Annotated in this window: 25 protein-coding genes and 2 tRNA genes; 16 read left to right on the top strand and 11 right to left on the bottom strand. The window is 58.4% G+C overall.

The features are described from left to right. Positions 1–104 precede the first annotated feature (104 nt). Together I8E17_RS06105 and I8E17_RS06100 are read right to left on the bottom strand one after the other, a co-directional pair. Positions 105–974 carry a DUF2497 domain-containing protein gene (locus I8E17_RS06105; protein ID WP_069612286.1) on the bottom strand — a complete coding sequence of 290 codons (870 nt, stop codon included), beginning with the start codon at positions 972–974 and terminating at the stop codon, positions 105–107. 258 nt (positions 975–1,232) lie between these two features. After that, entirely contained in the window at positions 1,233–1,883 is a 651-nt protein-coding gene (locus tag I8E17_RS06100; protein WP_069611961.1) for a protein-L-isoaspartate O-methyltransferase, read from the bottom strand. 450 nt (positions 1,884–2,333) lie between these two features. On the opposite strand from I8E17_RS06100, the gene I8E17_RS06095 reads away from it, so the two are divergent. Beyond that, positions 2,334–2,774: a Rap1a/Tai family immunity protein gene (locus I8E17_RS06095; RefSeq protein ID WP_069611960.1), complete on the top strand. Its 441-nt coding sequence runs from the start codon at positions 2,334–2,336 to the stop codon at positions 2,772–2,774. 889 nt (positions 2,775–3,663) lie between these two features. On the opposite strand, the gene I8E17_RS06090 is transcribed toward I8E17_RS06095, so the two are convergent. Continuing rightward, a tRNA-Cys gene (locus I8E17_RS06090) sits at positions 3,664–3,737 on the bottom strand. Between the two features lie 316 nt (positions 3,738–4,053). On the opposite strand from I8E17_RS06090, the gene I8E17_RS06085 reads away from it, so the two are divergent. From I8E17_RS06085 to I8E17_RS35275, 3 genes are all read left to right on the top strand, one after another. After that, positions 4,054–4,506, top strand: coding sequence for an acetyltransferase (locus I8E17_RS06085; protein ID WP_069611959.1), 453 nt, complete (start codon positions 4,054–4,056; stop codon positions 4,504–4,506). Positions 4,507–5,363: 857 nt separating this feature from the next. Continuing rightward, a complete protein-coding gene (locus I8E17_RS06080; RefSeq protein ID WP_069611958.1) occupies positions 5,364–6,470 on the top strand; it encodes a porin in 1,107 nt (368 codons plus the stop codon). 370 nt (positions 6,471–6,840) lie between these two features. Then, entirely contained in the window at positions 6,841–6,975 is a 135-nt protein-coding gene (locus I8E17_RS35275; RefSeq protein WP_257713998.1) for a hypothetical protein, read from the top strand. Between the two features lie 198 nt (positions 6,976–7,173). On the opposite strand, the gene I8E17_RS06075 is transcribed toward I8E17_RS35275, so the two are convergent. From I8E17_RS06075 to I8E17_RS06065, 3 genes are all read right to left on the bottom strand, one after another. Then, the gene (locus tag I8E17_RS06075) at positions 7,174–7,359 is read right to left on the bottom strand and encodes a hypothetical protein (protein WP_069611956.1); all 186 of its coding nucleotides are present in this window, start codon (positions 7,357–7,359) and stop codon (positions 7,174–7,176) included. Between the two features lie 312 nt (positions 7,360–7,671). Continuing rightward, complete coding sequence (locus I8E17_RS06070; protein ID WP_069611955.1) at positions 7,672–8,076, bottom strand: DoxX family protein; 405 nt, start codon at positions 8,074–8,076, stop codon at positions 7,672–7,674. Between the two features lie 298 nt (positions 8,077–8,374). Then, a tRNA-Asn gene (locus I8E17_RS06065) sits at positions 8,375–8,449 on the bottom strand. A 116-nt stretch (positions 8,450–8,565) separates the two neighbouring features. Here I8E17_RS06065 and I8E17_RS06060 point away from each other — a divergent pair. Beyond that, positions 8,566–8,877 (top strand): hypothetical protein, encoded by a 312-nt coding sequence (locus I8E17_RS06060; protein WP_069612285.1) that lies wholly within the window; start codon positions 8,566–8,568, stop codon positions 8,875–8,877. 9 nt (positions 8,878–8,886) lie between these two features. Here I8E17_RS06060 and I8E17_RS06055 read toward each other — a convergent pair whose 3' ends face one another. Continuing rightward, positions 8,887–9,444, bottom strand: a complete 558-nt coding sequence (locus tag I8E17_RS06055; protein ID WP_069611954.1) for a sugar O-acetyltransferase — start codon at positions 9,442–9,444, stop codon at positions 8,887–8,889. Between the two features lie 327 nt (positions 9,445–9,771). Here I8E17_RS06055 and I8E17_RS06050 point away from each other — a divergent pair, with 327 nt between their 5' ends. The 3 genes from I8E17_RS06050 to I8E17_RS06040 all read left to right on the top strand — a co-directional run bounded on the left by I8E17_RS06050 (position 9,772) and on the right by I8E17_RS06040 (position 13,030). Next, on the top strand, positions 9,772–11,124 hold the full coding sequence (locus I8E17_RS06050; RefSeq protein ID WP_069611953.1) for an extracellular solute-binding protein: 1,353 nt from the start codon (positions 9,772–9,774) through the stop codon (positions 11,122–11,124). Between the two features lie 99 nt (positions 11,125–11,223). Beyond that, positions 11,224–12,108 carry a sugar ABC transporter permease gene (locus I8E17_RS06045; RefSeq protein WP_069611952.1) on the top strand — a complete coding sequence of 295 codons (885 nt, stop codon included), beginning with the start codon at positions 11,224–11,226 and terminating at the stop codon, positions 12,106–12,108. 7 nt (positions 12,109–12,115) lie between these two features. Continuing rightward, entirely contained in the window at positions 12,116–13,030 is a 915-nt protein-coding gene (locus I8E17_RS06040) for an ABC transporter permease subunit (RefSeq protein ID WP_069611951.1), read from the top strand. A 186-nt stretch (positions 13,031–13,216) separates the two neighbouring features. On the opposite strand, the gene I8E17_RS06035 is transcribed toward I8E17_RS06040, so the two are convergent. Next, positions 13,217–14,329, bottom strand: a complete 1,113-nt coding sequence (locus I8E17_RS06035; RefSeq protein WP_069611950.1) for a sn-glycerol-3-phosphate import ATP-binding protein UgpC — start codon at positions 14,327–14,329, stop codon at positions 13,217–13,219. A 249-nt stretch (positions 14,330–14,578) separates the two neighbouring features. Between I8E17_RS06035 and I8E17_RS06030 the strand changes: the two genes are divergently transcribed. Then, positions 14,579–16,036: a deoxyribodipyrimidine photo-lyase gene (locus I8E17_RS06030; protein WP_069611949.1), complete on the top strand. Its 1,458-nt coding sequence runs from the start codon at positions 14,579–14,581 to the stop codon at positions 16,034–16,036. 3 nt (positions 16,037–16,039) lie between these two features. Here I8E17_RS06030 and I8E17_RS06025 read toward each other — a convergent pair whose 3' ends face one another. After that, a complete protein-coding gene (locus tag I8E17_RS06025) occupies positions 16,040–16,870 on the bottom strand; it encodes an SDR family NAD(P)-dependent oxidoreductase (protein ID WP_069611948.1) in 831 nt (276 codons plus the stop codon). 294 nt (positions 16,871–17,164) lie between these two features. Here I8E17_RS06025 and I8E17_RS06020 point away from each other — a divergent pair, with 294 nt between their 5' ends. From I8E17_RS06020 to I8E17_RS06000, 5 genes are all read left to right on the top strand, one after another. Continuing rightward, positions 17,165–18,205 (top strand): cysteine synthase A, encoded by a 1,041-nt coding sequence (locus I8E17_RS06020; RefSeq protein WP_069611947.1) that lies wholly within the window; start codon positions 17,165–17,167, stop codon positions 18,203–18,205. Between the two features lie 4 nt (positions 18,206–18,209). Next, positions 18,210–18,947, top strand: a complete 738-nt coding sequence (locus I8E17_RS06015; protein ID WP_069611946.1) for an alanyl-tRNA editing protein — start codon at positions 18,210–18,212, stop codon at positions 18,945–18,947. A 60-nt stretch (positions 18,948–19,007) separates the two neighbouring features. Then, positions 19,008–19,865 carry a 3-mercaptopyruvate sulfurtransferase gene (gene sseA, locus I8E17_RS06010; protein WP_069611945.1) on the top strand — a complete coding sequence of 286 codons (858 nt, stop codon included), beginning with the start codon at positions 19,008–19,010 and terminating at the stop codon, positions 19,863–19,865. Continuing rightward, complete coding sequence (locus tag I8E17_RS06005; protein ID WP_069611944.1) at positions 19,820–20,434, top strand: GNAT family N-acetyltransferase; 615 nt, start codon at positions 19,820–19,822, stop codon at positions 20,432–20,434. The genes sseA and I8E17_RS06005 overlap by 46 nt, the downstream gene beginning before the upstream one ends. Positions 20,435–20,515: 81 nt before the next feature. Further along, positions 20,516–21,025, top strand: a complete 510-nt coding sequence (locus I8E17_RS06000; protein WP_069612284.1) for a DUF1203 domain-containing protein — start codon at positions 20,516–20,518, stop codon at positions 21,023–21,025. 17 nt (positions 21,026–21,042) lie between these two features. Here the strand turns inward: I8E17_RS06000 and ald are convergent, their stop codons facing one another. After that, a complete protein-coding gene (gene ald, locus I8E17_RS05995; protein WP_069611943.1) occupies positions 21,043–22,161 on the bottom strand; it encodes an alanine dehydrogenase in 1,119 nt (372 codons plus the stop codon). A 152-nt stretch (positions 22,162–22,313) separates the two neighbouring features. Here ald and I8E17_RS05990 point away from each other — a divergent pair, with 152 nt between their 5' ends. Then, positions 22,314–22,775: an Lrp/AsnC family transcriptional regulator gene (locus I8E17_RS05990; protein ID WP_069611942.1), complete on the top strand. Its 462-nt coding sequence runs from the start codon at positions 22,314–22,316 to the stop codon at positions 22,773–22,775. Between the two features lie 6 nt (positions 22,776–22,781). Here the strand turns inward: I8E17_RS05990 and I8E17_RS05985 are convergent, their stop codons facing one another. Further along, positions 22,782–23,585, bottom strand: coding sequence for an endonuclease/exonuclease/phosphatase family protein (locus I8E17_RS05985; protein WP_069611941.1), 804 nt, complete (start codon positions 23,583–23,585; stop codon positions 22,782–22,784). 159 nt (positions 23,586–23,744) lie between these two features. Between I8E17_RS05985 and I8E17_RS05980 the strand changes: the two genes are divergently transcribed. Next, positions 23,745–24,104 (top strand): PilZ domain-containing protein, encoded by a 360-nt coding sequence (locus tag I8E17_RS05980; RefSeq protein ID WP_069612283.1) that lies wholly within the window; start codon positions 23,745–23,747, stop codon positions 24,102–24,104. Positions 24,105–24,215 lie beyond the last annotated feature (111 nt).

Here is a 24,215-nt window from a genome sequence, read left to right as displayed (position 1 = left end):
GGACTGGGTGATGCGGGTTGTAAATAGGATGGCCGTGGGCAAGTCAATAAAAAAGCCGCTCCGGAGACCGGAGCGGCGGATCGTCTGCCCGAAGCTGAGGCCTGTCAGCGGCGTGGACCGCGGGCCACTCGTTCGATTTCTTCACGCACGAGACGTTCCACAAGGGTCGGCAGGTTGTCGTCGAGCCATTCCTGAAGCATGGGCCGGAGCATCTCTTGCGCCAGTTCATCGAGAGAACGGCGCGGGCCGCCATCGACGATGGCAGCCAGTTCTTCGAACGAGCGGGAAACCTGTGCGCCGGCGGCTTCCGACATCAGCGGCGATGCGGATACGGCCTGGGCCGATGGCGGGGATGCAGCCTCCGCTTGCGCGGCAATGGTGAGTTCCGCCGCCTCGAAAATCGGTGTTACGGCAGGTGCTGCGACAGGCGCCGCAGAGGCAGCCGTCGGCCTCTGCGCTTCCATCTCAGGTTCAACCTCGGCCACCGCCCGCATAACAGGCGGAGCGACCGGCGCGGCAACATCCGCAATGGCCTGTCTCAGGGAGGTGTCGGCGATCGGCTCGACGTGCACCTCGGCAAGGCGCGCAGCCATGGCGGGCGGCAGCTCGCGCGGCTGTGGCGGCTCGCGCCCCGCATTCAGCAATGCGGCGGTATTACGCTCGGAAGCGGCACGCACACGCGCGGCAACATCGGCCAGCGACAGACCGCGGCCGCCAGCTTCCGGCTCTGCAACCGGGACCTGGGAGTTTGCCGCAACGAAACGCGGGTCCTGTTCAGCTGCGCGCGCCCGATCGGCGGCAGCGAACTCTTCATCCACAGTCAAATGAATATCGTCATCACGCATGCCGGTGCCGGCGAAATGCGTTGAGGGAACCGGCTTGGCGCCTACGGGTTCGTTGCTTTCGATGATCCTGCGGATCGACGCCAGAATCTCTTCCATGGACGGTTCACGCACTACATTTGGCTGAGCCATATTCATCCCCGTTTTCCCATATTCAGCGACCGGAAACCCGCACCGCAAACTCGCCAGGCGGCGCCCGAATCAGGGCCACCCTAGATGACTGCCTTCGGGAAAAAAATCACCTGAAAAGCACTAAACCCGGTGATGCACAGTTTTGTTACGATCACGACGAATCGCTTTGCTGAACACGATTCTGCCACAGGTGGCGACAATAAAAAACAGGCGCCAAAAGGCGCCCGTCGCAAGCTCAAAGATAGCTCGTCCAGAAAATCAGAAGACGAATTCCTTGGCCTTGGCAAAGCCCGGAAGCGGCTTGATCGAGGCGTTGAAGAAGACGTTTTCCGAGAAGGCACCGCGCTCGCGCATGAAAACGGTGGCTCGGGCGGCGTGACCATAGCCGATGACCGTGATCAGGCGGCCGTCTTCGCCGAGCTGGTCAAGCAGGCCCTGCGGCAACTGCTCGATCGAGCCGTTGAGGAAAATCACATCGTAGGGTGCGTTAGCGGCATGTCCCTTTTCAAGGTCACCGCCAACGACCGTCACGTTATCGTAGCCAAGTGCGGCAAGATTGGTCTTCGCCTGAGCCGCAAGCTCCTCGTTGGATTCAAGTGCGATAACCTTGCCGGCGAGAAGCGACAGGACAGCGGAGACATAGCCCGTGCCACAGCCGACATCGAGAACCTTGTCGTCCTTGGTGATCGAGCCGAGCTGCAGCAGCTTAGCAAGCGGCGAGGCTTCCATGAGGAAGCGCCCGGGAGCGACCTCGATATCGCAATCGACATAGGCCAGGAGCTTCGACTTCTCCGGTACGAAGTTTTCGCGCGGTACGGCGAAAAATGCATTCAACACGGAATGGGAGGTGACATCCGTCGTCCGGATCTGGTTCTCGACCATCTTCACGCGCGCTGCTTCGAAATCCATCTTATCCTCTTGCGCCCTTGGTGCCCGAACGGGCTGGCTCTACTTTCTGTTACGCGTGTCTTAATCGCCTGACGCTGCGCTTTCAAGGCATTGCCGCAACAGGCGCCGAGATTCATGGTCAGGCGTCGCCGACGAACAACAATCGACACCTTAAATTCGAGCCAGCGCCTTTTGATACTCGGGATTCTGCAAGGATTGCGAATCCGCCGTGTCCCAGACCGGAACGCTCGTTAGCAAAATGTTAACTTCACGCGACCACGCTTCAGGACATTGGACCCGCCCGGGTGGGTGACCAATCGACCTTCCGGCCCGAAGCTATTCGGCCCAAACATTAAATTTGAATAGAAGGTGGCTGGCATGCCTGTTTCTCTCGTTCTTTTCGTCGTAACGTCGCTGCCGCTGGTGGTTTTTCTGGCCGCGAGCCTTTCCTCGATGATGTAGGTTTTCCGAATGAGGCTTTCGCTCTTCGCTGCCGCGCTTCTCCTTCTCTTACCCCAGGTCGCGTTGAGCGAGGGAACGTCAAGCGAGGATGAGCCGAAGGAGACAGCCCCGATCATCGGACATATCGTTACCGGAAAACAGCTCGACGAATGGTGCGAAGAGGACCGAACGCTCGCGTCTGTCTATATCCAGGGCATTCTTGACGAGGCTCAGCGGACGAAGAGCCTGACAATCCGAGCCACGAAGCAGACTCCGAAAAACTCATCGCGCTACGAGCGCTACCTTCAACAGTTTGTCGGTGCTTTCTGTCTGCCGCCCGAGCTCAGCAATACAAAGGCGACGACGATAGCCTGCAAGTGGATGGCGGAGCACTCCTGGCAGCTCGAGCGGCCTGCCAGCTCACTGATCGCACGCGCCTACAAATTCGCCTTTCCTTGCCTTGAGGAATAGTCATTCTCCCGCAATGGCGGCTAAGAACCGACACGCGGCAGCTGAAACTTTCGCTGAGGATTGAGAATCATCCGAAGCGACCACGCCCCTGCCGCGTGTGCGGACCAAATACGCAATGGAACCGGTAGCTCAAGCGAAGATCTCAGTCAGGCCGAAGAGCGCGAGGCTTGATGCGCGAAGACGCCACATCGCATTTGCGTTGACAACTACTAAGTACACCTTATAATTAGCGTGCTGAATTTGATTGACCTCTAGTCCAGCGAAAGGCGGCCCAGTTTTTTCCCTAGACTGGACCGCTTTTGCTTTTGTGGAAGCACGAATTCTCTATTCATTTGCTTCGCACTTTCAGCACCGAACCGGATCGGGGTCCGACTGCATTTGTCACTTGGGCGATGTCCGAAGCCGAAACGCCGGCACCGCCATCCTCAAACTCCCGTAACTCCTCAGTACCTTAAGCGTCATTTCAGTTTCGAATGCGACGCTGAGACGGGGGATAGGGAGTATCAATGTCGTTACCGAAGTCGCAGTGGCTTGCGCTGACACCGGTCGAGCGCAAGAAGCTTGCTCGCCTAATTATGATTCGACTGCTGCCAATCCTCGGTGCTTTGGCACTGCTCGGTATCGTCTCGCTTATGATGTTTGCGCAATAGAGAATTTTGAACGATCGAACGCGCCACCGCCGTCCTGCGTCCTGGGCAGGCAGATTCCGGACTACCCACGATCAGAGCAAATGGAATAGACACCAAATCATTGCTGGCAGCCAATGAGACAGAAACTGAACATAGAACGGATTGCCACATTTAACTTCGGTATATCAGAATGTTTCAGGCCGGAATCGCGCTGAAATTCCACTGAAAAATCAATTACTTATTGTGGATTTAAGGAAAATTGGAGGCCTCGCCCGGAATCGAACCGGGGTGCAAGGATTTGCAGTCCTCTGCGTAACCACTCCGCCACGAGGCCATCCGAAAGCAATTTGCGTTGTGGTGGCGCGGATTTAGAATGATCCAAAGAAAACCGCAAGAGGCTTATTCTGAATTCTGTCCTTTTTTCACTCTGAAGAGAGAATTGCCTGCTGCTCGTGTGTAAGCCTTCAATGCGGGTGATGAAATGCATTGCGCCCAAGACGGCAGGAGCGTCGCAGATGTGCCAATATCGGCCGAGCCGGAATGGCGCACGGAAAAGTTGCAAAGCTCAAGACCGCGCAGCCTTTACGCGGCGGTGCGGGAATATTAAACAGCCATGCTGAAATTTCGAACAGCATAGTGAGAATTCGGACATGTTCCTGCTGCGGCCAGCAACGCCTGACGACATCGCGCGCAATTATGAGATATGGCGGACCTCCGTGGAAGCCACCCATGATTTTCTCGATGCATCGGACCGGGAAGCGATTGCGAGGATGGTCTTGGAAGACTACCTGCCGAACGCGGAGTTCACGGTGGCGGCGGATGCCAATAATTTGCCACACGGCTTCCTGGGAGCGACCGGGAACCACATCGATTCGCTCTTTATACATGCCGACAGCAGAGGTGCAGGCTTGGGACGTCTGCTTTTCGGTAGCTTTCGTGCTGGAAAAGATGTCGTCACCGTCGACGTGAACGAGCAGAATGCGGGCGCTGTCGGCTTTTACGAGCGGCTCGGATTCAAGGTAACAGGGCGCGCCGATGTAGACGACCAAGGCCGCCCCCACCCGATCCTTCATTTGCGATGGCAAAGACCGACCGCGCCATGAGGCGCTGCTGCCGATGACGCTCCATTCGGGTGTTGTGGCGACCATCTTGGAGTTTGGCGAACCGATGGAAACTGAGAACGAAAAATTCATTGCTGGATCGCGGCGCAGTCATCCTATCGAGCGCCTGAAGCTGCCAGCCCATTCAGGTAGGTTATGGAAACCTGTGGTGGCTGCTAGCATTCGTACTACCGGTTTGTACGCCACCCACGGACCGGACAGTGCCGCGTCCGACGAGACTACGCCCCAGTAATGTCGTCGGACGCACCATAGCCAAGCCTCCGTCAACAGCATCGCAACCAAGCGCGATTCCACACGGTCTCTCACCTTCTCTTTCATGTCTCTCATCTTCTCTTCTATAGAGTGATGCGCGTGCGCCGCCCGGGGTTTCGCCGCCTGGGATCGTTTCAACAGTTGCGGCTCAGAAGAGCCGCGACCCGGCGCGGCCATCCGGATTGAGGGGCAATCGTCTGCGCCCGGTCTCAGGAGTGACCATAATCATATGGCGGCGGCTTCCTGCCCTCGCCCGCCCCAAATCGGAGCGCGTATCGCCTTAATAGCCGGAGACTTAAACGCTTTCCGGACTTATGGAAGACAAGCCATCCAAACGAGATGCAAACAGGCTGGGATCAGACACTTCCGCGAATTGCGTCATTTTTGCAACAACGCCGGCTTTCGAGTAGTGCACATATAGTTCCGTACCCTTAGTATCTTGCCAAATCACTGAAGCGGGTTCAGGAAATAGTTCGCGAAGCTTATTACTTCGCACCTACTGAATAGGGAACATGAACGGGATGGGGTTGGGCACGTCGTTTCTCGGCGCGATATCTCATGCCCAATCAAGAAAGATTGGAGTTATTATGAACATCAAGAGCCTTCTTCTCGGCTCCGCTGCTGCTTTGGCAGCAGTATCCGGTGCTCACGCTGCTGACGCTATCGTAGCAGCTGAGCCCGAGCCGCTGGAATACGTCCGCATCTGCGACGCATACGGCGCTGGCTACTTCTTCATCCCGGGCACCGAAACCTGCCTCAAGATCGGCGGCAAGGTTCGTACGGAAGGTGAATGGTACAACGCTTACAACCGCGACAGCCATCAGGGCACGCTCTGGCACACCCGTGCTGAGTTGAACGTCGACACCGCTACCGACACCGAGTACGGTCCGCTGAAGACCGAAACCATCGTTCGTTGGGACTGGAATGACGGCGGCTCCACATCCACCAACCTGCTGTGGTCCTACATCAGCCTCGGCGGCTTCACCGTTGGTAAGAAGGACTCGCAGTACAACCTGTACATCGGTTACGCCGGCGACGTCATCAACGACGACGTGATCTATGACGGTCCGTATGAACTCAACCAGTTGACCTATGAATACGATGCAGGCAACGGCTTCTCGGCTGTGATCTCGCTCGAAGATTCCAACTCCGCCACGACCGGCTCGGCATCCTACGGCGCAAGCTGGTGGACGGACGACAAGACCAACCACTACGCTCCTGACGTCGTTGCCGGTGCCGGCTTCAAGTCTGGCGCATGGGGCTTCAAGGTCGTCGGCGGTTATGACTCCATCGTCGAAGAAGGCGCCATCAAGGCTCGCGTCGATGCTGATTTCGGCGCATTCACGGCCTTCTTGATGGGCGGCTGGAACACCGACGGCGACAAGCTCAACAAGTACGCAGGCACCAACCAGGACGTCTCCGCTTGCACGGCACCGAACGGTACCGTCAACGCATCGAAGTGCGGCTGGGGTGACTGGGCTGTCTGGGGCGGCGTTGGCGTTCCGTTCAACGACAAGCTGAAGTGGAACCTCCAGCTCGCCTACAGCGACTCGAAAATCTTCGAAGCAACCACGAACCTGAAGTTCAACCCGGTCAAGAACCTCCTGGTCGAGCCGGAACTGACCTACGTTCACTATGACTATGCCCACGACGACACCGTTTCGGGCATCCTGCGCTTCGAACGCAACTTCTAACCTGATCAGACTTGACCTCCGATCAGAGAAGGAAGGGGGCCGGCTTTCCCTGCCGGCCCCCTTTTTGTTGTGACACCCGCAATCAGCGGCTCCTCCTGCGATCAGTACGCGTGTCATAAGGATCTCCAGTCAACGAAAAGGGGAACCTGGTCGCTGCCCTGGCGTTTAGCGATGAAAGGGACATGGCTGAATACAGGAGTTAGCATCTTGAAACACCACCTTGCCTCACTCGCCTTGAGCGTGACGCTGGCCATAGGCTCCGCGCTGCCCGCCGCCCTGCCCGCAATGGCCGCGCCGCCGAGCAATCCATCCATATCGCGCGCGTCTGATGTTATCCTTGTGCAAGAGCATGGATCGCGCCGATGGCGCGATGACGACCGTCCTCGCTGGCGCGATCGCGATCGCCGTCATTGGCATGGTGACCGCGGCTGGGATCGCCGCCGTCATTGGGATGACAGATGGCGGGACGACCGTCGCTATCATCATCGCCGCCATGGCGGCGTAATATTCGAGATTCGGCCCTAGTGTACTGGCGCTGCGAGCAGTTGGCGTATCGCAGCTGATGTGCCGGCTGCCGAACTCACGCTAAACGCGGGCAGCGGGTCACTTCGAGGTATAATGCAAACGATACGGCCGCCACCGGAACTCCGGCAGCGGCCGTTTGGGTTTAAGAGGAACCTGCGCCGGCTCTTAAGTCTTCCGATCAGCGGCAGACGCGCACATGGCGCACAACCCAGCGCCCATGAATCTTGCGCTTTACCTTCTTCACATGGCAGTGATGATGATAGTGGTGATGACGATGATGATGCATCGGAGCGGCCTCGGACGGCACGCTGAAGGCAAAGACCGACGCCACAGCTACTGCAGAAGCAAGAATCAGGTTTTTCATGTCGAACCTCTAAAGCATTGGGGGACTATGCTGCGCGGATCGCGCATTACGTTCATGCGCCGCATCGCATTAACGACACATGAACATGCTCTCACATTCGCGAGAGCAACCATACCTTGAACTAATTTTTTCAGAAATGCCACATATATCCACCCGAGCGCCGCCTCCACGGGCTCTCGAAAAGCACGGATGCATCATCTTGGCACAATCTCATTAGCCCGCTACCATTCGCAATCCCCGCGCGGAGGGAGGTGCAGCGCAAGATATTGTTATTGCACCGCAAAAAGTCTGAATGGGTCATGCGCTCGATTTTCAGTCGTCCACCGAACGGAGGGGCAGCAGGCGCCGAATACGTTCGTCGCGAAGATAAAGACCACCCCACGCCGTGACGCCGAGCAATAAACTTATAAGTTGTGGTGGCGACCCGATTTCTCCGAGACGCAGATGGGCGCAAATTGCACCGCCGAAGAACCCGGTCGTTAGGATCGCTCCAAGGACTGCCGTGCGCGGAATTGCGTAAAGAATGACGCAAACGAAGATGATCAAACCCACCACCGCAGCCAGATTGGCGGGAAAGCCCGTCTCCTCCATCTGCGCACTGATTAAGGCCGGCGCAAACAGATCAACCGCCCCATCGGCCACCAATGCAAGAATCACAATTACGCTAAGAACCCATCCCACCGCCACTCCACCGCGAAAGCTCGCATTCTCGGCCATCTTTATCCCCCAAATGTGCCAGATGTGGCCCACATCGCCGATTGACCACCGGCATTGACGCCTGCCTGACAGGTGGCGGCAATCTGGCATGAATGGGAAAGACCGGTCAACGAAGATACCGCTGTCGAACCATGCGAGCCTCGGCCGAAGTCGGTGCTGCGAGGCATGCGCAATAAAACTGCAAAAATGCGCTGCTATAAGCCGGGCCGCACTCATCAGCTTTGAGAATTACGGACACAGGATTAAATCAATCGGACACGCCTGCTCCGATATCAGCTTCAACTCTGTATAAGAAGAGTGGCTCCCCGGGCCGGATTCGAACCGGCGACCTGTCGATTAACAGTCGAATGCTCTACCGCTGAGCTACCAGGGAATGCGCTTGGCGCGGTGTGAGCGGGGTAATACAAATGCTTTCCCGATTTGCCAAGCGGTTTTTTCAAAAAAAATGCATTCTCTTGCATTATTTCCTCGCGCCACCATTTCCTGTGGATGACCGATCAAAGCGAAACGACAGCAAATGCCGATCGGAATGGCCGGAAAACCCGCCGTTTTGGCATTGATCCCTCAACCCGCGAGCTGGTTTTCGGCTCCGTCAGAATCCCCCTGCCCCGATCGCGCCTTGCCCGCCTTGGCGTGGGGATTGCGCTGATTTTCGGCGGACTGCTCGGCTTCCTGCCGGTGCTCGGCTTCTGGATGCTGCCATTGGGCTTTATCGTGCTCTCGCACGACATGCCTATGGTGCGCCGCTGGCGCCGCCGCTTCGTCGTATGGTGGACGCGAAAACGCCGCCCGGCAAACTAACTCTTTATCCTATCCCGCACGAACGGGACGAGCCGGATTGCCGACAACAGTCGCACCAGCGGCAACATCCCTGGTGACGACCGCGCCGGCGCCGATGATCGCGCCGTCCCCCACCGACACGCCGCCGACCAGGATCGCGCCGCCGCCGATCCAGACGCTTCTGCCGATCGTCACCGGCCGGGCGACTTCCAGACCCGCCCCGCGCAATTCGGCATCCCTGTGATGTTCGGCGCAATAGATATGGACGCCCGGTCCCAGCATGCTGCCGTCGCCGATGCGGACGCTGGCGCTATCGAGGATCGTGCAGCCGGCATTCATATAGACCCGACGGCCGAGCGAGATATTGATGCCATAGGAGCAATGAAACGGCGCCTCGATGAAGACGCTCTCGCCGATCTCGGCAAAGAGCGCAGACAAAGCCGGCGCAAGATTGCCCCGCTGGGCGGGCGGCATCGTGTTATGTGCATGCACAGCCTCGCGCGCCTGCCGGCGCAAGGCATCGAGCTCCGGATCGAAACAGCAGTACCACTCCCCCGCCGCCATTTTCTGCCGCTCGCTGAGACCCATATTCTCATTCCTTCAATGCCATCAGAACGTCCTGCCGGTGATCTTGCAACACGGCTCGGGGCACAGGCAAGGAGGACCATTGCGTCTTCCTGACCGACCAGCAATCTATGGGCAAACAGACGCAGCCCACACCTTTTGATCAGCAGAACCTCAAATGCACGATCCTGCGATGAGCGTTGCTCCGCAAAGCCGCTACCCTTGTGAAAAAGCCCGCCAACCTGGGATTCTTGCCCACAACAAACTGTCACACAGCTTGTCTATAACCCGCGCTACCGCGGACTTGCGCAAGACCACCGGTTCCGAGCTTTCAAAAAGGAAATAGGGATTATGTCGAAACTTAAAAACTTCATTTCGGCTGCTACTGCCGGCGTCATGAGCGTCGCTCTGGCGATGCCGGCTGCCGCAGCTCCGGTCAAGTTCGATTTCTGGTTTGGTTTGTCGGGCGACCTTCAGCGCGTCGTTGAGACGCTCTGCAAGAACTTCAACGATTCCCAAAAGGATTATGAAGTTTCCTGCGTCAGCCAGGGTAACTACGACGCCGCTCTGCAGAACACGATTGCCGCCTTCCGCGCAAACAAGCAGCCGACGATCGTTCAGGTCTATGACGTCGGCACGGCAACAATGATGCTTTCGGGCGCCTATTATCCGGTCAACAAGCTGATGGCAGAAAACGGCTACAAGGTTGACTGGAACAACTATTTCCCGGGTATCGCCCGCTACTACGCCACCTCGAAGGGCGAGTTGCTTTCCTTCCCGTTCAACTCTTCCACCGCTCTGCTCTACTGGAACAAGGATGCCTTCGCCAAGATCGGCAAAACTGCCGCTCCGAAGACCTGGGAAGAAGCTGCGGAAGACATGAAGGCGCTGAAGGGCGCCGGCTATGAATGCCCGATGGCGATCAACATTTCCGGCAACGAAAGCTGGCAGCTGATGGAGCAGTTCTCGGCCATCCACGATCAGCCGATTGCCACCAAGAACAACGGTTATGATGGTCTCGATGCCCGCTTGACCGTCAATAAGACCAAGTTCGTCAAGTATGTGACGGATCTCAAGAGCTGGTACGACCAGGGCTTCATCAAGATCAAGTCCAAGGACCTCGGCCAGGACATGGTCCAGGCCTTTGCCGCTGGCGATTGCCAGATGATCATGACCTCGGTCGGCGACCATGGCACAGTCGGCAAGACGCAGAAGGCCGGCATGAACTGGGATGTCGCCGAGCTCCCGGTCTACGCCGGTACCGAGCGCAAGAATTCGCTCGTCGGCGGCGCATCGCTCTGGGTTCTCTCCGGCAAGACCTCTGACGAATACAAGGGCGCTGCCGCGTTCCTGAACTTCATTGCCAAGCCCGAAACCGCTCTCTTCTGGTCGACCAATACCGGCTATATCCCGGTTACGAAGTCCGGCTTCGAATTCATGAAATCCTCCGGTTTCTACGACAAGGCTCCTTACAAGGGTCGCGAAGTCGCTATCGCCAGCTTGACGGCTTCCGAGCCGACCGCGATCACCCGCGGCATTCGCCTCGGCAGCTTCACGCAGATCCGCGCTGAATTCGGCAATCAGATGCAGGCCATCTTCGCCAACAAGGTCAGCGTCCAGGAAGGCATCGACAATCTCGTCAAGAACGGCGACGCCGTGCTCGAGCGCTTCGAAGCCACCTACAAGGGCAAGCAGCTGCCGTAAGCGGCAAAGCTCATAACAGAACAGCGTCCGCCGGGCTTTCCCGGCGGACGTTCGTTATGAGGGCAAGCGTGGCATCGAGATATCAAGCCGGTAGAGACAATGGAAAAGCGAGTAACTTTCAACAAATGGAGCGTCGGCATCTTGTTCGCAGTGCCGCAGCTGCTTCTCATCTTCACCTTTTTCTATTGGCCGGCCGGTCAGGCGGTCTTCTGGTCCTTGACGCTGCAGCAGCCCTGGGGCGGCGGCAACATCTGGGTCGGACTCGACAATTTCAAATCGATTCTCGCTAGTTCCGATTACTGGAACTCGGTCACGATCAGCATTGTTTTCGCTGCTATCAGCACGACTATTTCCATGGCGGGCGGACTGATACTTGCGGCGCTGACCGATCGGCAGCTGCGCGGCTCTAAAATCTACCGCGTGGTCCTGATCTGGCCGTACGGAATTGCAGCACCTGCATCGGCCATGGCCTTCCGCTTCATCCTGGCGCCGGAAGCGGGCCTCATGGCCGTGGTCAATCAGTGGTGGCCGGGATTTTGGGATCCTGGTCTCGACGGCAATGCCGCCATGGCCTGCATCATCGCCGCCTTTTCTTGGAAATATATCGGATACAGCTTTATCTTCTTCCTTGCCGCTTTCCAGGCCATCCCACGCGCGCTGATCGAGGCGTCCGCCATGGACGGCTCCGGGGTGCTCCGCCGCTTCTGGGATATCCAGCTCCCGTTAATCACCCCGACGATCTTCTTCCTGCTCGTTATCAACATCACCGAAAGTTTTCAGGATTCATTCGGCATCGTCGACATCATGACTTCGGGCGGCCCGCATAATTCGACCAACCTCATGGTCTACAAGATCTATTCGGACGGCTTCAAGGGCCTCGATTTTTCCGGTGCGGCGGCGCAGAGCATCATTCTCATGCTGCTGATCGTTCTGCTTACCATCTTCCAGTTCCGCTTCATCGAGAAGCGCGTGCATTACCGTTGAGGCTGACATGGTCGAGCGCACCCCCATTCTTAACTTCTTTACCCACCTGATCTTGCTCCTTGGCTTCATCGTCGCTGTAGGTCCGCTGGCTATCGTCACCATTGCCGCATCGCATAACATCACCGACGTCAACAAAGTGCCGATGTCGCTGATCCCCGGTTCGGATTTCTGGGTCAACATGAAGACTGCCTGGACGACCGCCAATCTCGGCCCCAAGCTGCTGAATAGCCTGATCTTCGCCACCGGCGTCGCGGTGGGCAAGGTGCTCGTTTCGGCGATAACAGCCTTTTCCCTCGTCTACTTCCGCTATCCCGGTCGCCACCTCATCTTCTGGCTGATCTTCATCACGCTGATGCTGCCGCTCGAGGTTCGGATCGTGCCGACCTATGCGGTCGCAGCGAACGTACTGTCGCCATTCCAGGGAATTCTTGACATCACCGGCATCACCTGGCTCATCGCAAAGCTTACAGGCATCGAAGTCTCGCTGAACCTCGGGCTACTCAACTCCTCAATCGGCCTTATCCTGCCGCTGATCGCGACAGCGACTGGGACCTTTCTTTATCGCCAGTTCTTCCTGACGATACCGGACGAGTTGGCTGAGGCCGCGCGCATGGACGGCGCCGGAGCGTTGCGTTTCTTCATCGATATTCTGCTGCCGCTCTCGCGCACCAATATGGCCGCCCTCGGCACCATCATGTTCTTGTGGGCGTGGAACCAGTATCTCTGGCCGTTGTTGGTGACCACCGATCCCGCCCACATAACGGCGGTTCACGAACTCAAGTCACTCATCCCGAATTTTGGCGGCCTTCCGGAGTGGCATATCGCGATGGCCGGCACGCTGATCATTATGATTCCGCCGCTTGCCGTCGTCGTGCTGATGCAGCGCTGGGTCGTTCGCGGCATGATCGCTACGGAGAAGTAATCGCGTTTCCTGCCGCGCCGCATTTGGCGTCGCGGCAGTCCCCCTGCGATCGAGTACTCATCGGGTATTGTGCTGGAATATCCCGCGCAAACCCGACTTCACTTAAACTCCGTCGATCTATACAAATAAAAAACCCGGAAGTCGGGAAAACTTCCGGGCTCACCTACTGAAAATTTATATTTGAAATCAGCTCGCCAGCACTTTGAGCGGCGTGACGGAGGCAACGGCGTCTAGCCGCAGCCCGGTATCCTGGGCAAATAGATGCGTGTGCTGCTGCGGCAGTTCCAGCGCTACGGACTGACCGGTCTGGCCCGTCGTATGATCGGCAACGGCGATGGCGAAGCTCGAACCGTTGATATCGCAATGGATAACGCGGCCGGCACCGAGTTCTTCGACGAAATCGACCGTTGCCGGGATAGCACCGGGCGTGCCGGCAGGAACGAGGCGTGCATGTTCCGGCCGGATGCCGAGGGCGACCGGCTGGCCGGCATGGCGCTTGCCGATGTTGGCGTCGATGGCGATCGGAATGCCGTCGAAGATGAATTGCTCACCATTGGCCGCGAAGGTGCCTTCCAGGAAATTCATGGCCGGGGAGCCAATGAAAGATCCGACGAAGCGCGTGCGCGGCGTATTGTAGATTTCAAGCGGCGTGCCGACCTGCTCGACATTGCCCTTGTACATAACGACCAGCTTGTCGGCGAGCGTCATGGCTTCGACCTGATCGTGCGTCACGAAGACCGAGGTCGCCGACAAGCGCTTGTGCAGGCGGCGGATTTCGACGCGCATCTGCACGCGCAACTTGGCATCGAGATTGGAGAGCGGCTCGTCGAAGAGGAAGACCTTCGGCTCGCGGATGATCGCGCGACCCATGGCGACGCGCTGGCGCTGGCCGCCGGAAAGCTCGGCTGGCTTGCGGGCGAGGAAATCCTCGAGGCCGACGATCTTGGCGGTTTCCTTGATGCGGCGATCACGCTCGGCGCGCGGCACACCGGCAACCTTGAGCGCGTAGCCCATGTTGGCGGCGACATCCATGTGCGGATAGAGCGCGTAATTCTGGAAGACCATGGCGCAGCCGCGCTCGCGCGGCTCGAGTTGGTTGACCACCTTGCCATCGATGATGATCTCACCCGAGGTGATATCTTCAAGGCCGGCGATCATGCGCAGCAGCGTGGACTTGCCGCAGCCGGAAGGTCCGAGGATGACGACAAATTCGCCCGATCGGAAATTCAGGTCGACGCCATGAACGACCGGGTTGCGTCCATAGGCCTTGCGAACTTGTTCGATGCGGATTTCCGCCATTTTAATCTTCCCCGCCTGTCCATTCTCGGCACGTTAATCGGGTGGACTGCTAGCGAATTTGCATTACAGAACAGTGACAAGCATTCCTTATATCATAAACGGCATCCAGTTTTCCTTACGAGAGTTGCGTGTGGCATCCGCTTATGTAACGCGCGATAGCGGAACCGTTTGACGGCTGGCACCATATAAGGGTTTTCGCCTTTATAAGGCATGCGAGACGCAACAGAGGATGGGCGATCGGCCAGGACCATGACGACACCGACACAAGAGCCGAGCCCCATTCTTATGTGGTTTCGCAAGGATCTCCGCCTAGACGACAACCACGCGTTACAGGCGGCGGCAACATCAGGCCGCGCGGCAATTCCCGTCTATATTCGCGAGCCGGATGCAACGGAGCGTGGCCCGCTTGGCGGAGCACAGGAATGGTGGCTGCATCATTCGCTCACGGCTCTCCAAACCGCCCTCGATAGATTGGAGAGCAAGCTCATCCTCCGCCAGGGCGATGCGCTGACGGTGCTCGAAAAACTTATTAAGGAAACCAAGGCTGAAGCCGTCGTCTGGAACCGTCGATACGACCCAGTCGGGATCGACCTGGACACCCAAATCAAGAAGGCGTTGCGGAGCAAGGGTATCGAGGCCAACAGCTTTGCCGGCCAGCTGCTGCATGAACCGACACGCCTGCGCACGGGCGCAGGCGACCATTACAAAACTTACACGCCCTTCTGGCGCGCATTCGAACAATCCGGCGAGCCGCCGTTTCCGATAGACGCGCCGGCAATGCTCCTCGCACCCGGCCGCTGGCCGCAATCGGACACGCTCGCCTCTTGGTCAATGCTGCCCACCAAGCCGAACTGGGCATCAGAATTCCCGGACATATGGAAGCCGGGCGAAGCCGCGGCGCAAGAGAAGCTGAAGGACTTCATCGATGGCGCCATCGATGATTATGCGGTCGGCCGCGATTTTCCGGACAGACCGGCAACCTCCCTGCTCTCGCCGCATCTGGCGCTCGGAGAGATTTCGCCTGCCCGTATCTGGCATGCGACGCGCGGACTTCCCGACAATATCGCCAAAGACAATGTCGTCCGCTTCCGCAAGGAGCTGGTCTGGCGCGAATTCTGCTATCATCAGCTCTTTCATTTCCCGAAACTCAGGACGGAAAACTGGAACGATCGTTACGATGATTTTCCCTGGCTATCCGATACCCAGCTGCTCACAAGCTGGCAGCGAGGGCAAACCGGTTATCCAATCGTCGATGCCGGCATGCGGCAGCTCTGGCGCCATGGCTGGATGCATAATCGTGTCCGCATGATCACCGCTTCCTTTCTCATCAAGGATCTGCTGATCGACTGGCGTGACGGCGAAGCCTGGTTTCGCGATACGCTCGTCGATGCCGATCCGGCCGCCAATACAGCAAACTGGCAGTGGGTTGCGGGCTCCGGCGCCGATGCCTCGCCCTTCTTCCGCATCTTCAATCCAGTGTTGCAAGGCGAGAAATTCGATCCGGAGGGCGGCTATGTCAGGGCTTTCGTGCCGGAGCTCGCCAAGCTCGACAGCAAATATATCCATCGGCCGTTCGAGGCGCCCGACGATGTGCTCAAGCGTGCGGGCATAGAACTCGGCAAGCACTATCCCCGGCCGATCGTCGATCATGCCATGGCGCGCCAGCGCGCGCTGGCCGCGCACGCATCGCTGAAGAATGACAGATAGGCGCTATTCGGCCGGATGCGCGGTTATGTGCGGGGCGACCGGCCCGCGCTTGCTGCCGCTCCGGAGAAAATACCTGAGCGCCTTGAAATAGAGGCCATAGGGCAGCAACTTCAACAGTTTTGCCCGATAGACCAGGCTCTTCGGGAAACTGATGTCGAAGGATGAGGATTTCAATCCGGCAGCGATCGCATCAGCCGCCTGCTCTGCCGACACGATATCAGGCATCACGAACTTGTTCTGTGCCGTCAATGGCGTGTCGACATAGCCTGGAGTTATGAGCTGGATGTGGATGCCCATGCGGTCGAGCTCGAAGTTCAGGCTTTCGGCCATGTTGATCAGTGCAGCCTTGCTGGCCCCATAGGCCGCACCGCCGGGCAGACCGCCATAAGCGGCAACGGACGAGACAATAGCGACTTGGCCGTATCCCCTCGCGCGCATATGCCTGACCGCCGGAACGAGACAATTGACGACACCGTGAAGATTGACAGCGAAACTCCGCTCGAAGACTTCGTGATTGAGATCTTCGCCTCGTGCCGGCAGATAGATGCCGGCGTTCAAAACTGCCAGAGCAACAGGGCCATGCTGGTATTCGATGGCGGCGACAGTGTGTTCCATATCCTCCGTATCGGATACATCGCCATCGAGCACGACGATGCTGCCGGTAAGCGCGCTTGCCTCGGCCTGCAGCGCCAGAAGCTTATCGTGGCTGCGAGCCGTAACGGCAACCTTATATCCTTCTTCCGCGAGCTTCAGCGCGAGCGCGCGGCCGATACCGGAACTGGCGCCGGTGATCCAGACCACTCCATGTTCAGGACGTGCGATGAACGGGCTCATGGCTCTTCTCCTTGGCTGGCGGCCGCCTACATCAAACGCTTTCAACAGCGACCGTCGTGGCATTTTAGAAATAGCGTATCATTGTGGCCGCTTTCGGCCAGACTGACGGCTTCATCGGGAAAACAATGTCACCAATTGGAGACTGAGGCCCGGGTTAATAGAAAGAGGTCGAAACGCCCGCCAAGTCGAATTTTGCGAGGCAAAGGAGTAGCAAGGAACAGAATTTCTTGCCTATGCCGCCTTGTGAAGGGAAAAGACCGTTCTTACAGTAGTTGCGAACAGAAGGCAGATTCCATGACCGTCCATCCCTCCGTCCTCGAAGCAATTGGCAATACGCCGTTGATCAAGCTCAAGGGCGCCTCAGAGGCGACGGGCTCGACTATTCTCGGCAAGGCCGAATTCCTGAACCCCGGCCAATCGGTGAAGGATCGCGCCGCGCTCTACATTATTCGCGACGCCGAGAAAAAGGGTCTACTGAGGCCGGGAGGCGTCATCGTCGAGGGTACGGCCGGCAACACCGGTATCGGCCTGACGCTGGTTGCCAAGGCACTCGGCTATCGTACCGTCATCGTCATTCCTGAGACACAGAGCCAGGAAAAGAAGGACGCACTGAAGCTGCTCGGGGCCGAGCTGGTCGAAGTTCCGGCCGTCCCCTACAAGAACCCGAACAACTATGTGAAGGTCTCGGGCCGGCTGGCCGAACAGCTCGCAAAGACAGAGCCGAACGGCGCGATCTGGGCCAACCAGTTCGACAATGTCGCCAACCGTCAGGCGCATATCGAGACAACAGCCAAGGAAATCTGGAACGATACCAACGGAAAGATCGACGGCTTCATCTGCTCAGTCGGTTCCGGCGGCACGCTGGCGGGCGTCGCCATGGGGCTGCATGCCTTCAACGAGGACATCAAGATCGGCATCGCCGATCCGGAAGGCGCGGCCCTTTATGAATTCTACAAGAACGGCGAGCTGAAATCCTCCGGCTCCTCGATCACCGAAGGCATCGGCCAGGGCCGCATCACGGCGAACCTGGAAGGTTTCACGCCCGATTTCGCGTATCAGATCACCGATGCCGAAGCGCTTCCCTATATCTTCGATCTGGTCGAACACGAAGGCCTGTGCCTCGGCGGCTCGACGGCCATCAATATCGCCGGCGCGGTTCGTCTCGCCAAGGATCTCGGTCCCGGACATACGGTCGTGACCATCCTGTGCGATTACGGCAATCGCTATCAGTCCAAGCTCTTCAATCCCGACTTCCTGAAGTCGAAGGGTTTGCCGCTGCCAAGCTATTTGGAAAAACGGGCTGAAATCGCCGTCCCATACGAAACAACAGCGTGACCATATGACCGTCCATGCCCTCTATCGTGACGATTTCTATCTCTCGACCGCGGAAGCCGTCGTCACCGCGATCCACGAAGATGGGGGCATCGAGCTCGATCAGACCTGCTTCTACGCCACCTCGGGCGGTCAGCCGGGCGATACAGGTTTCCTGGAGCGCGGCGACGGCTCGAGGATCATGCTCGGTCAAACGAAGCACGGGCCGATCAAGGACATCATCATCCATGTGCCGCTCGAGGGCCAGCCATTACCCATCGTGGGCGAGAAGCTGGTGCTGCACATCGACTGGGCGCGGCGCTATAAGCTGATGCGCATGCATACGGCCTGCCATCTGCTTTCCGTGGTCTGCCCCTATCCGATCACGGGCGCGGCAGTCGGCGAAGATGAAAGTCGCGTCGATTTCGACATGAGCGAGACGATGGATAAGGATGAAGTAACGGCGAATTTGATGGCGCTCGTCAACGAGAACCATCCGGTTTTCGTCCGCTGGATCACGGATGAGGAGCTGATTGCCAATCCCGGCATCGTCAAATCCAAGAATGTGCGCCCGCCAATGGGTCTCGGCCGTGTCAGCCTTGTCTGTATCGGCGGGGATTCGTCTATCGACAGCCAGCCTTGCGGCGGCACGCATGTGTCGGAAACGCAGGAGGTCGGCGCGATCCACATCGCCAAGATCGAGAAGAAGGGCAAGGAAAACCGCCGTTTCCGCATTCGCTTCGGCACGCCGACCGACGATAATTGACCGGGCAAGCGCCTGTATCTCGATATCAAGACCAATAAATCATAGCAGGGAGTGATCATCATGGCAGCGGACAAGAGCCGTTTCGTCGTATCCGCCGACTGGCTGCAGGGCGAGCTGGGTGCCAAGGACCTGCGCATCCTCGACGCATCCTTCTATCTGCCGGCACAGAAGCGCGATGCCGATGCCGAATATGCCAGCGGCCATATTCCCGGCGCCATCCGCTTCGACCAGGACAAGATCGCGGATCATTCGACCAACCTGCCGCATATGGTCCCCTCGCCCGAATTCTTCGCGTCCGAAGTCGGTAAGCTCGGCATCAGCGAGAGCGATCGGATCGTGATCTATGATGGTCCGGGCCTGTTCGCCTCGCCGCGCGTCTGGTGGCTGTTCCACATCGTCATGGGTGCGCCGAATGTCTTTGTACTCGACGGCGGCCTGGATGGCTGGAAGGCCGAAGGGCGGCCGCTGGAGACGGCGACGCCTGCCTTTGCGCCCGCGACATTCAAGCCTAAGTTCAACGGCAGCCGTGTCGTCTCGTTCGAAGAGATGCGAGAAATCGTCGACAGCCATTCCCTGCAGATCGCAGATGCCCGCAGTGGCGGCCGTTTCGCAGCAACGGAGCCTGAGCCGCGCGAAGGCATGCGCTCAGGCCATATGCCGGGCGCGAGAAGCCTGCCGTCGGGCGTTTTTGCTACGAATGGCAAGTTCAAGTCGCTGCCGGAATTGAGGGAAACCATCGAGAAGGCCGGCATCGATCTCGATAAGCCTGTGGTGACGACCTGCGGGTCCGGCATTACCGCCGCCATCATCACGCTGGCGCTCGAATCCCTCGGCCACGGCAACAACAAGCTCTATGACGGCTCCTGGTCGGAATGGGGCAGCCGGGCGGATACGCCCATCGTCACCGGTCAAGATTGAGCATCATAGCCGTGAAGACGCCCTCCTCCATCAAGGTTCACATCACCCGCCTGGAAATGACCGCGCCGCCCAAGGCCAGCCTGCCGGTGCCGGTCAATATCCAGACCGCGATCATGCGTGCGCCCGGCATTCCGCTGCCCTTCTATCGCTATCTCTATCGCCAGGTGGGCGCCCGCTGGCACTGGGTGGAGCGACTGCGTCTCTCCGACGAGCAACTGGCCGCTATTCTTCACGACCCGCGCAACGATATCAGCGTGCTTTACGTCAATGGCGCGCCGGGCGGATTCTTCGAATATTTCCGCCAGGACGAGGAGACGATCGAGCTCAGCCATTTCGGCCTCATCGAAAACGCGCTCGGCCTCGGCATCGGCAAATGGTTCCTGCTGCAGTCGCTCTACGCCATATGGACGTTAAACCCGCAGCGCATCGTGACGACCACAAATAATCTCGATCACCCCAGGGCGTTGCAGCTCTATCAGATGTTCGGCTTCTCGCCGATTTCGACCGGCGAAGGCATCGTCCGGCCGCTGAGTGACAAGGAACTGCTTGAGCTCGCCAAGAAGAGCTAAGGGTTCGCTTTCGGCAGGAATCGGGTGGCTTCGGCTCTTGTTCCGGCGCATCACATGGCAAATCTCGAAAGGAGCTTTGCCATGCCTTCCATCGCCTTTGCAGCCATGCCCACCTCCGATGCCGAAGTTTTGTGGAACGGCGGCGTCGATGCCTATAGTCACCGGCCGGAGACAATGATTTCGGATGGCCCCGGCCATCCCTGCCGTCACTGCCTGCGCAATATCGATGCCGGCGAAGAGCTGTTCGTCTTCGCCTATCGCCCCTTTCCGGAATTGCAGCCCTATGCGGAGACGGGACCGATCTTCCTGCACAAGACGCCATGTCAGCGCTACGAAGCAGAAGAAATCCTGCCGCCGGTGCTGACGACCAGCAAGGATTTCATCGTGCGTGGTTATGGCAAGAACGACCGCATCGTCTATGGGACCGGCGCCGTGACGCCGACCGATGACGTCGCAGTCTACGCAGCTTCGCTGCTTGAGCGTCCCGACATAGCCTATGTCCATGTCCGCTCCGCGCGCAACAACTGCTACCAATGCCGGATCGATAAAATCGGAGCGCCGGCATACGCGGATGCCGGCGCCTCCATCTGACGTGCGCGCGATGGGCTTTACGCGACGTTCAGAATGCTTTCGGGTGCAACGGCTTCATAGCCGAGCGCCTCCGCCACTGGCCGATTGGTGATGCGGCCCTTGTGGACATTGAGGCCATTGCGGAGATGCTTGTCTTCCGCGATGGCGCGCAGCCCACGATCGGCCAAGGCGAGACCGTGATAGATCGTGGCGTTGTTGAGCGCATGCGCCGAGGTGACGGGAACCGCGCCCGGCATGTTGGCGACGCAGTAGTGCACGACACCTTCCACCACAAAGGTCGGATCGGAATGCGTCGTTGCATGCGAGGTTTCGAAACAGCCGCCCTGGTCGATGGCGACATCGACGATAACAGAGCCCTTCTTCATGCCTGACAGCATTTCGCGCGTCACCAGCTTCGGCGCGGCGGCGCCGGGGATCAGCACGGCACCGATGACGAGATCGGCGGAGAAGACTTCCTCTTCCAGCGCCTGGATGCTCGAATAACGGGTATGGACGCGGCCATTGAAGATATCGTCCAACTGGCGCAGGCGCGGCAGCGAACGATCGAGAATGCTGACGTCGGCACCCAAGCCGGCTGCCATCTTGGCGGCATGCAGCCCGACGACGCCGCCGCCGATGATCGCCACCTTAGCCGGCAGCACGCCGGGCACACCGCCGAGCAGGATGCCGAGGCCGCCATTGGCCTTCTGCAGAGCGGTTGCACCCGCCTGGATCGACAGGCGGCCGGCAACTTCGGACATCGGCGCCAGCAGCGGCAGGCCGCCGCGCTCGTCGGTCACCGTCTCGTAGGCGATGGCAGTCACGCCCGAGGCGAGCAAGCCCTTGGTCTGTTCCGGATCAGGGGCCAGATGCAGATAGGTGTAAAGAAGCTGGCCTTCGCGGAGCTGTGCCCATTCCGAGGGCTGCGGCTCCTTGACCTTCACGATCATGTCGCACTTCTCGAAAATATCCTTGGCGCTTACGGCGATCTTGGCGCCGGCAGCCACATAGGCGTGGTCATCGGCACCGATGCCGGCACCGGCCTTCGTCTCGACCCAGACTTCGTGGCCATGGGCGACGTACTCGCGAACGGATGCCGGCGTCAGGCCGACGCGGTATTCGTGGTTCTTGATTTCCTTGGGGCAGCCAACGCGCATTTCATTCCTCCTCGAATGCTTTTGCGTCTTTCATTTTCTCCAGATGAAATCAGACCACCACCGTCCCGCAATGTCCTTGCAAAGACGATTTGCGCTTCAGTCATTTTTCGTGATTTATTGCGCAAATAGGAATTTCTTCGAAAGATCTTCGAATGTCCGACCTCGACGCCATCGATCATTCGATTCTGCGGATGCTGCAGCAGAACGCCCGGATCACCAATTCGGAACTGGCCGAGAAGGTCGGGCTTTCGCCCTCGGCCTGTTCGAGGCGGCTCGATATCCTGGAAAAGAGCGGCGTCATCGACGGCTATCACGCGCATCTCTCGCATAAGGCGCTTGATTACAAGATGATCGCCTTCGTGCACATCTCGCTGTCCGGTCAATTCGCAAAGACGCTTTCGGAATTCGAAACGGCGGTAAAGCGCTGCCCCAATGTGCTCTCCTGCTACCTCATGTCGGGCGAATACGACTACATACTCCGGGTCGCCGCGCGGGACCTCGAAGACTACGAGCGCATCCATCGCGACTGGCTCTCCGCCCTGCCCCATGTCGTGAAGATCAATTCCAGCTTTGCACTGCGCGAGATCATTGACCGGCCGAATGTCGGCTTGTGATCTTCGTCAGCACATATCCAGCAGCAATGCGCGATGATCGGACACCTCTGGCTCCGCGACAGGATCGAAACGGATGACCTCGACATTCGATGTCACGAGCATGTAGTCGGCAAAACGCGGCTGCTTCTTATAATGCGAGGTGCGCGTGTCGTCATGTCCCCGCGAGGTGACGAGATCGGCAAGTCCCAGGCTGCGGAGGACGTCGAAGGTCTCGCTATCCGGCAACACGTTGAAATCACCGCAGACGACCAGCCGGTCGCCCTCTTGCCGAACCTGACGAATGATCTCGACCAGCGCGCGCGCCTGATGGCGCCGGGCCGGCGTATCGCCCTTGCCTTCCAAATCCCGAAGGCCATGCATATGAGCAATGGTGACGGGGTAGCCGCGCTCATAGTCGAAGAGACGGATGCAATGGGCATTGCGGGAGCGCGGATGCGGTCCATAGCCATCAGCCGAAAATTCGCCGTGAACGAAACCGGCTGCCTGGCCGATGATCGGACAGGTCCTGCGCACGAAGGTTGCCAGTCCGAACTCAGAGTCCAATCGCGTGTCACCGTCAAAGAGATCACCCCGCGCGACGGGGAGGAAGAAGGCATCATAAGCCGGCAAAGCAGCCTTCAGTTCCTCGAAGAGATTGGCGCGTTGCGGGAGCTCGATTCCGTGATCGCGATAAACCAGCCATTCGGATTGTGCGTCGTGCGTGCGGACCACTTCCTGCAGGCACAGAACATCCGCCTCGACATCGACGAGATAGGGCATCAATGGCTCATGCAGCCGGCCGCCCCATGCATTCAAAGAAACGATACGCATATCCCGCACCTCTCATAGTCACATGGCCGATCGCAGCGGCCATCTCGATGCGGTACCGATTCGGGACGCCCGGCTACAATTTTAGCGATTATGCTAAACATCCCGCAAGGCACATCTGATATCCAAACCGAGAAAAGACGGATGAGCCGGGATAACATCATGCAGTTCTCTTCGAAATCTCCCGTTCAGGGTAACCTGAAAATCACGACACGCGGCTCGCCGCGCCAACATGCGCGGCTCATGGGTCAGGTTCGCTACTTCACCAAGCTCGTCACCGGTCGTGTCGTCGATATTTCCACCAGCGGCATTGCGCTCGACCTGCAGGCGCCGCTTTATGCGGCCGCCGGCAGCAAGGTTCGCGTCGAATGCGACGATATCGGCCTGCTGGATGGTTTCGTGCGCTGGACTCATAACGGCCGTATCGGCATCGAATTCGATCGCTCGTCCAATGCCTCTGCCAAGGTCGCGTCCTATTTCCGCTTTTTCCACAAGGACATAAAGCCGGTTCTCAAGCGCTGATCTAATGTCGGCGCAAGCCGCCTACGATCCACAATAAGCCTGTCACATTCCTGGTGCACACCTTCGAAAATCGTCCTAGTCTCCCTCGCCCGAGAGATGATCGACGGACCG

Origin of the sequence: Rhizobium sp. AB2/73 (assembly GCF_020871915.1) — a bacterium.
Lineage (GTDB): Bacteria > Pseudomonadota > Alphaproteobacteria > Rhizobiales > Rhizobiaceae > Rhizobium > Rhizobium dioscoreae.
The sequence above is the reverse complement of the archived record's forward strand: the minus strand, read 5'-3'. Positions and strand labels throughout refer to the sequence as shown.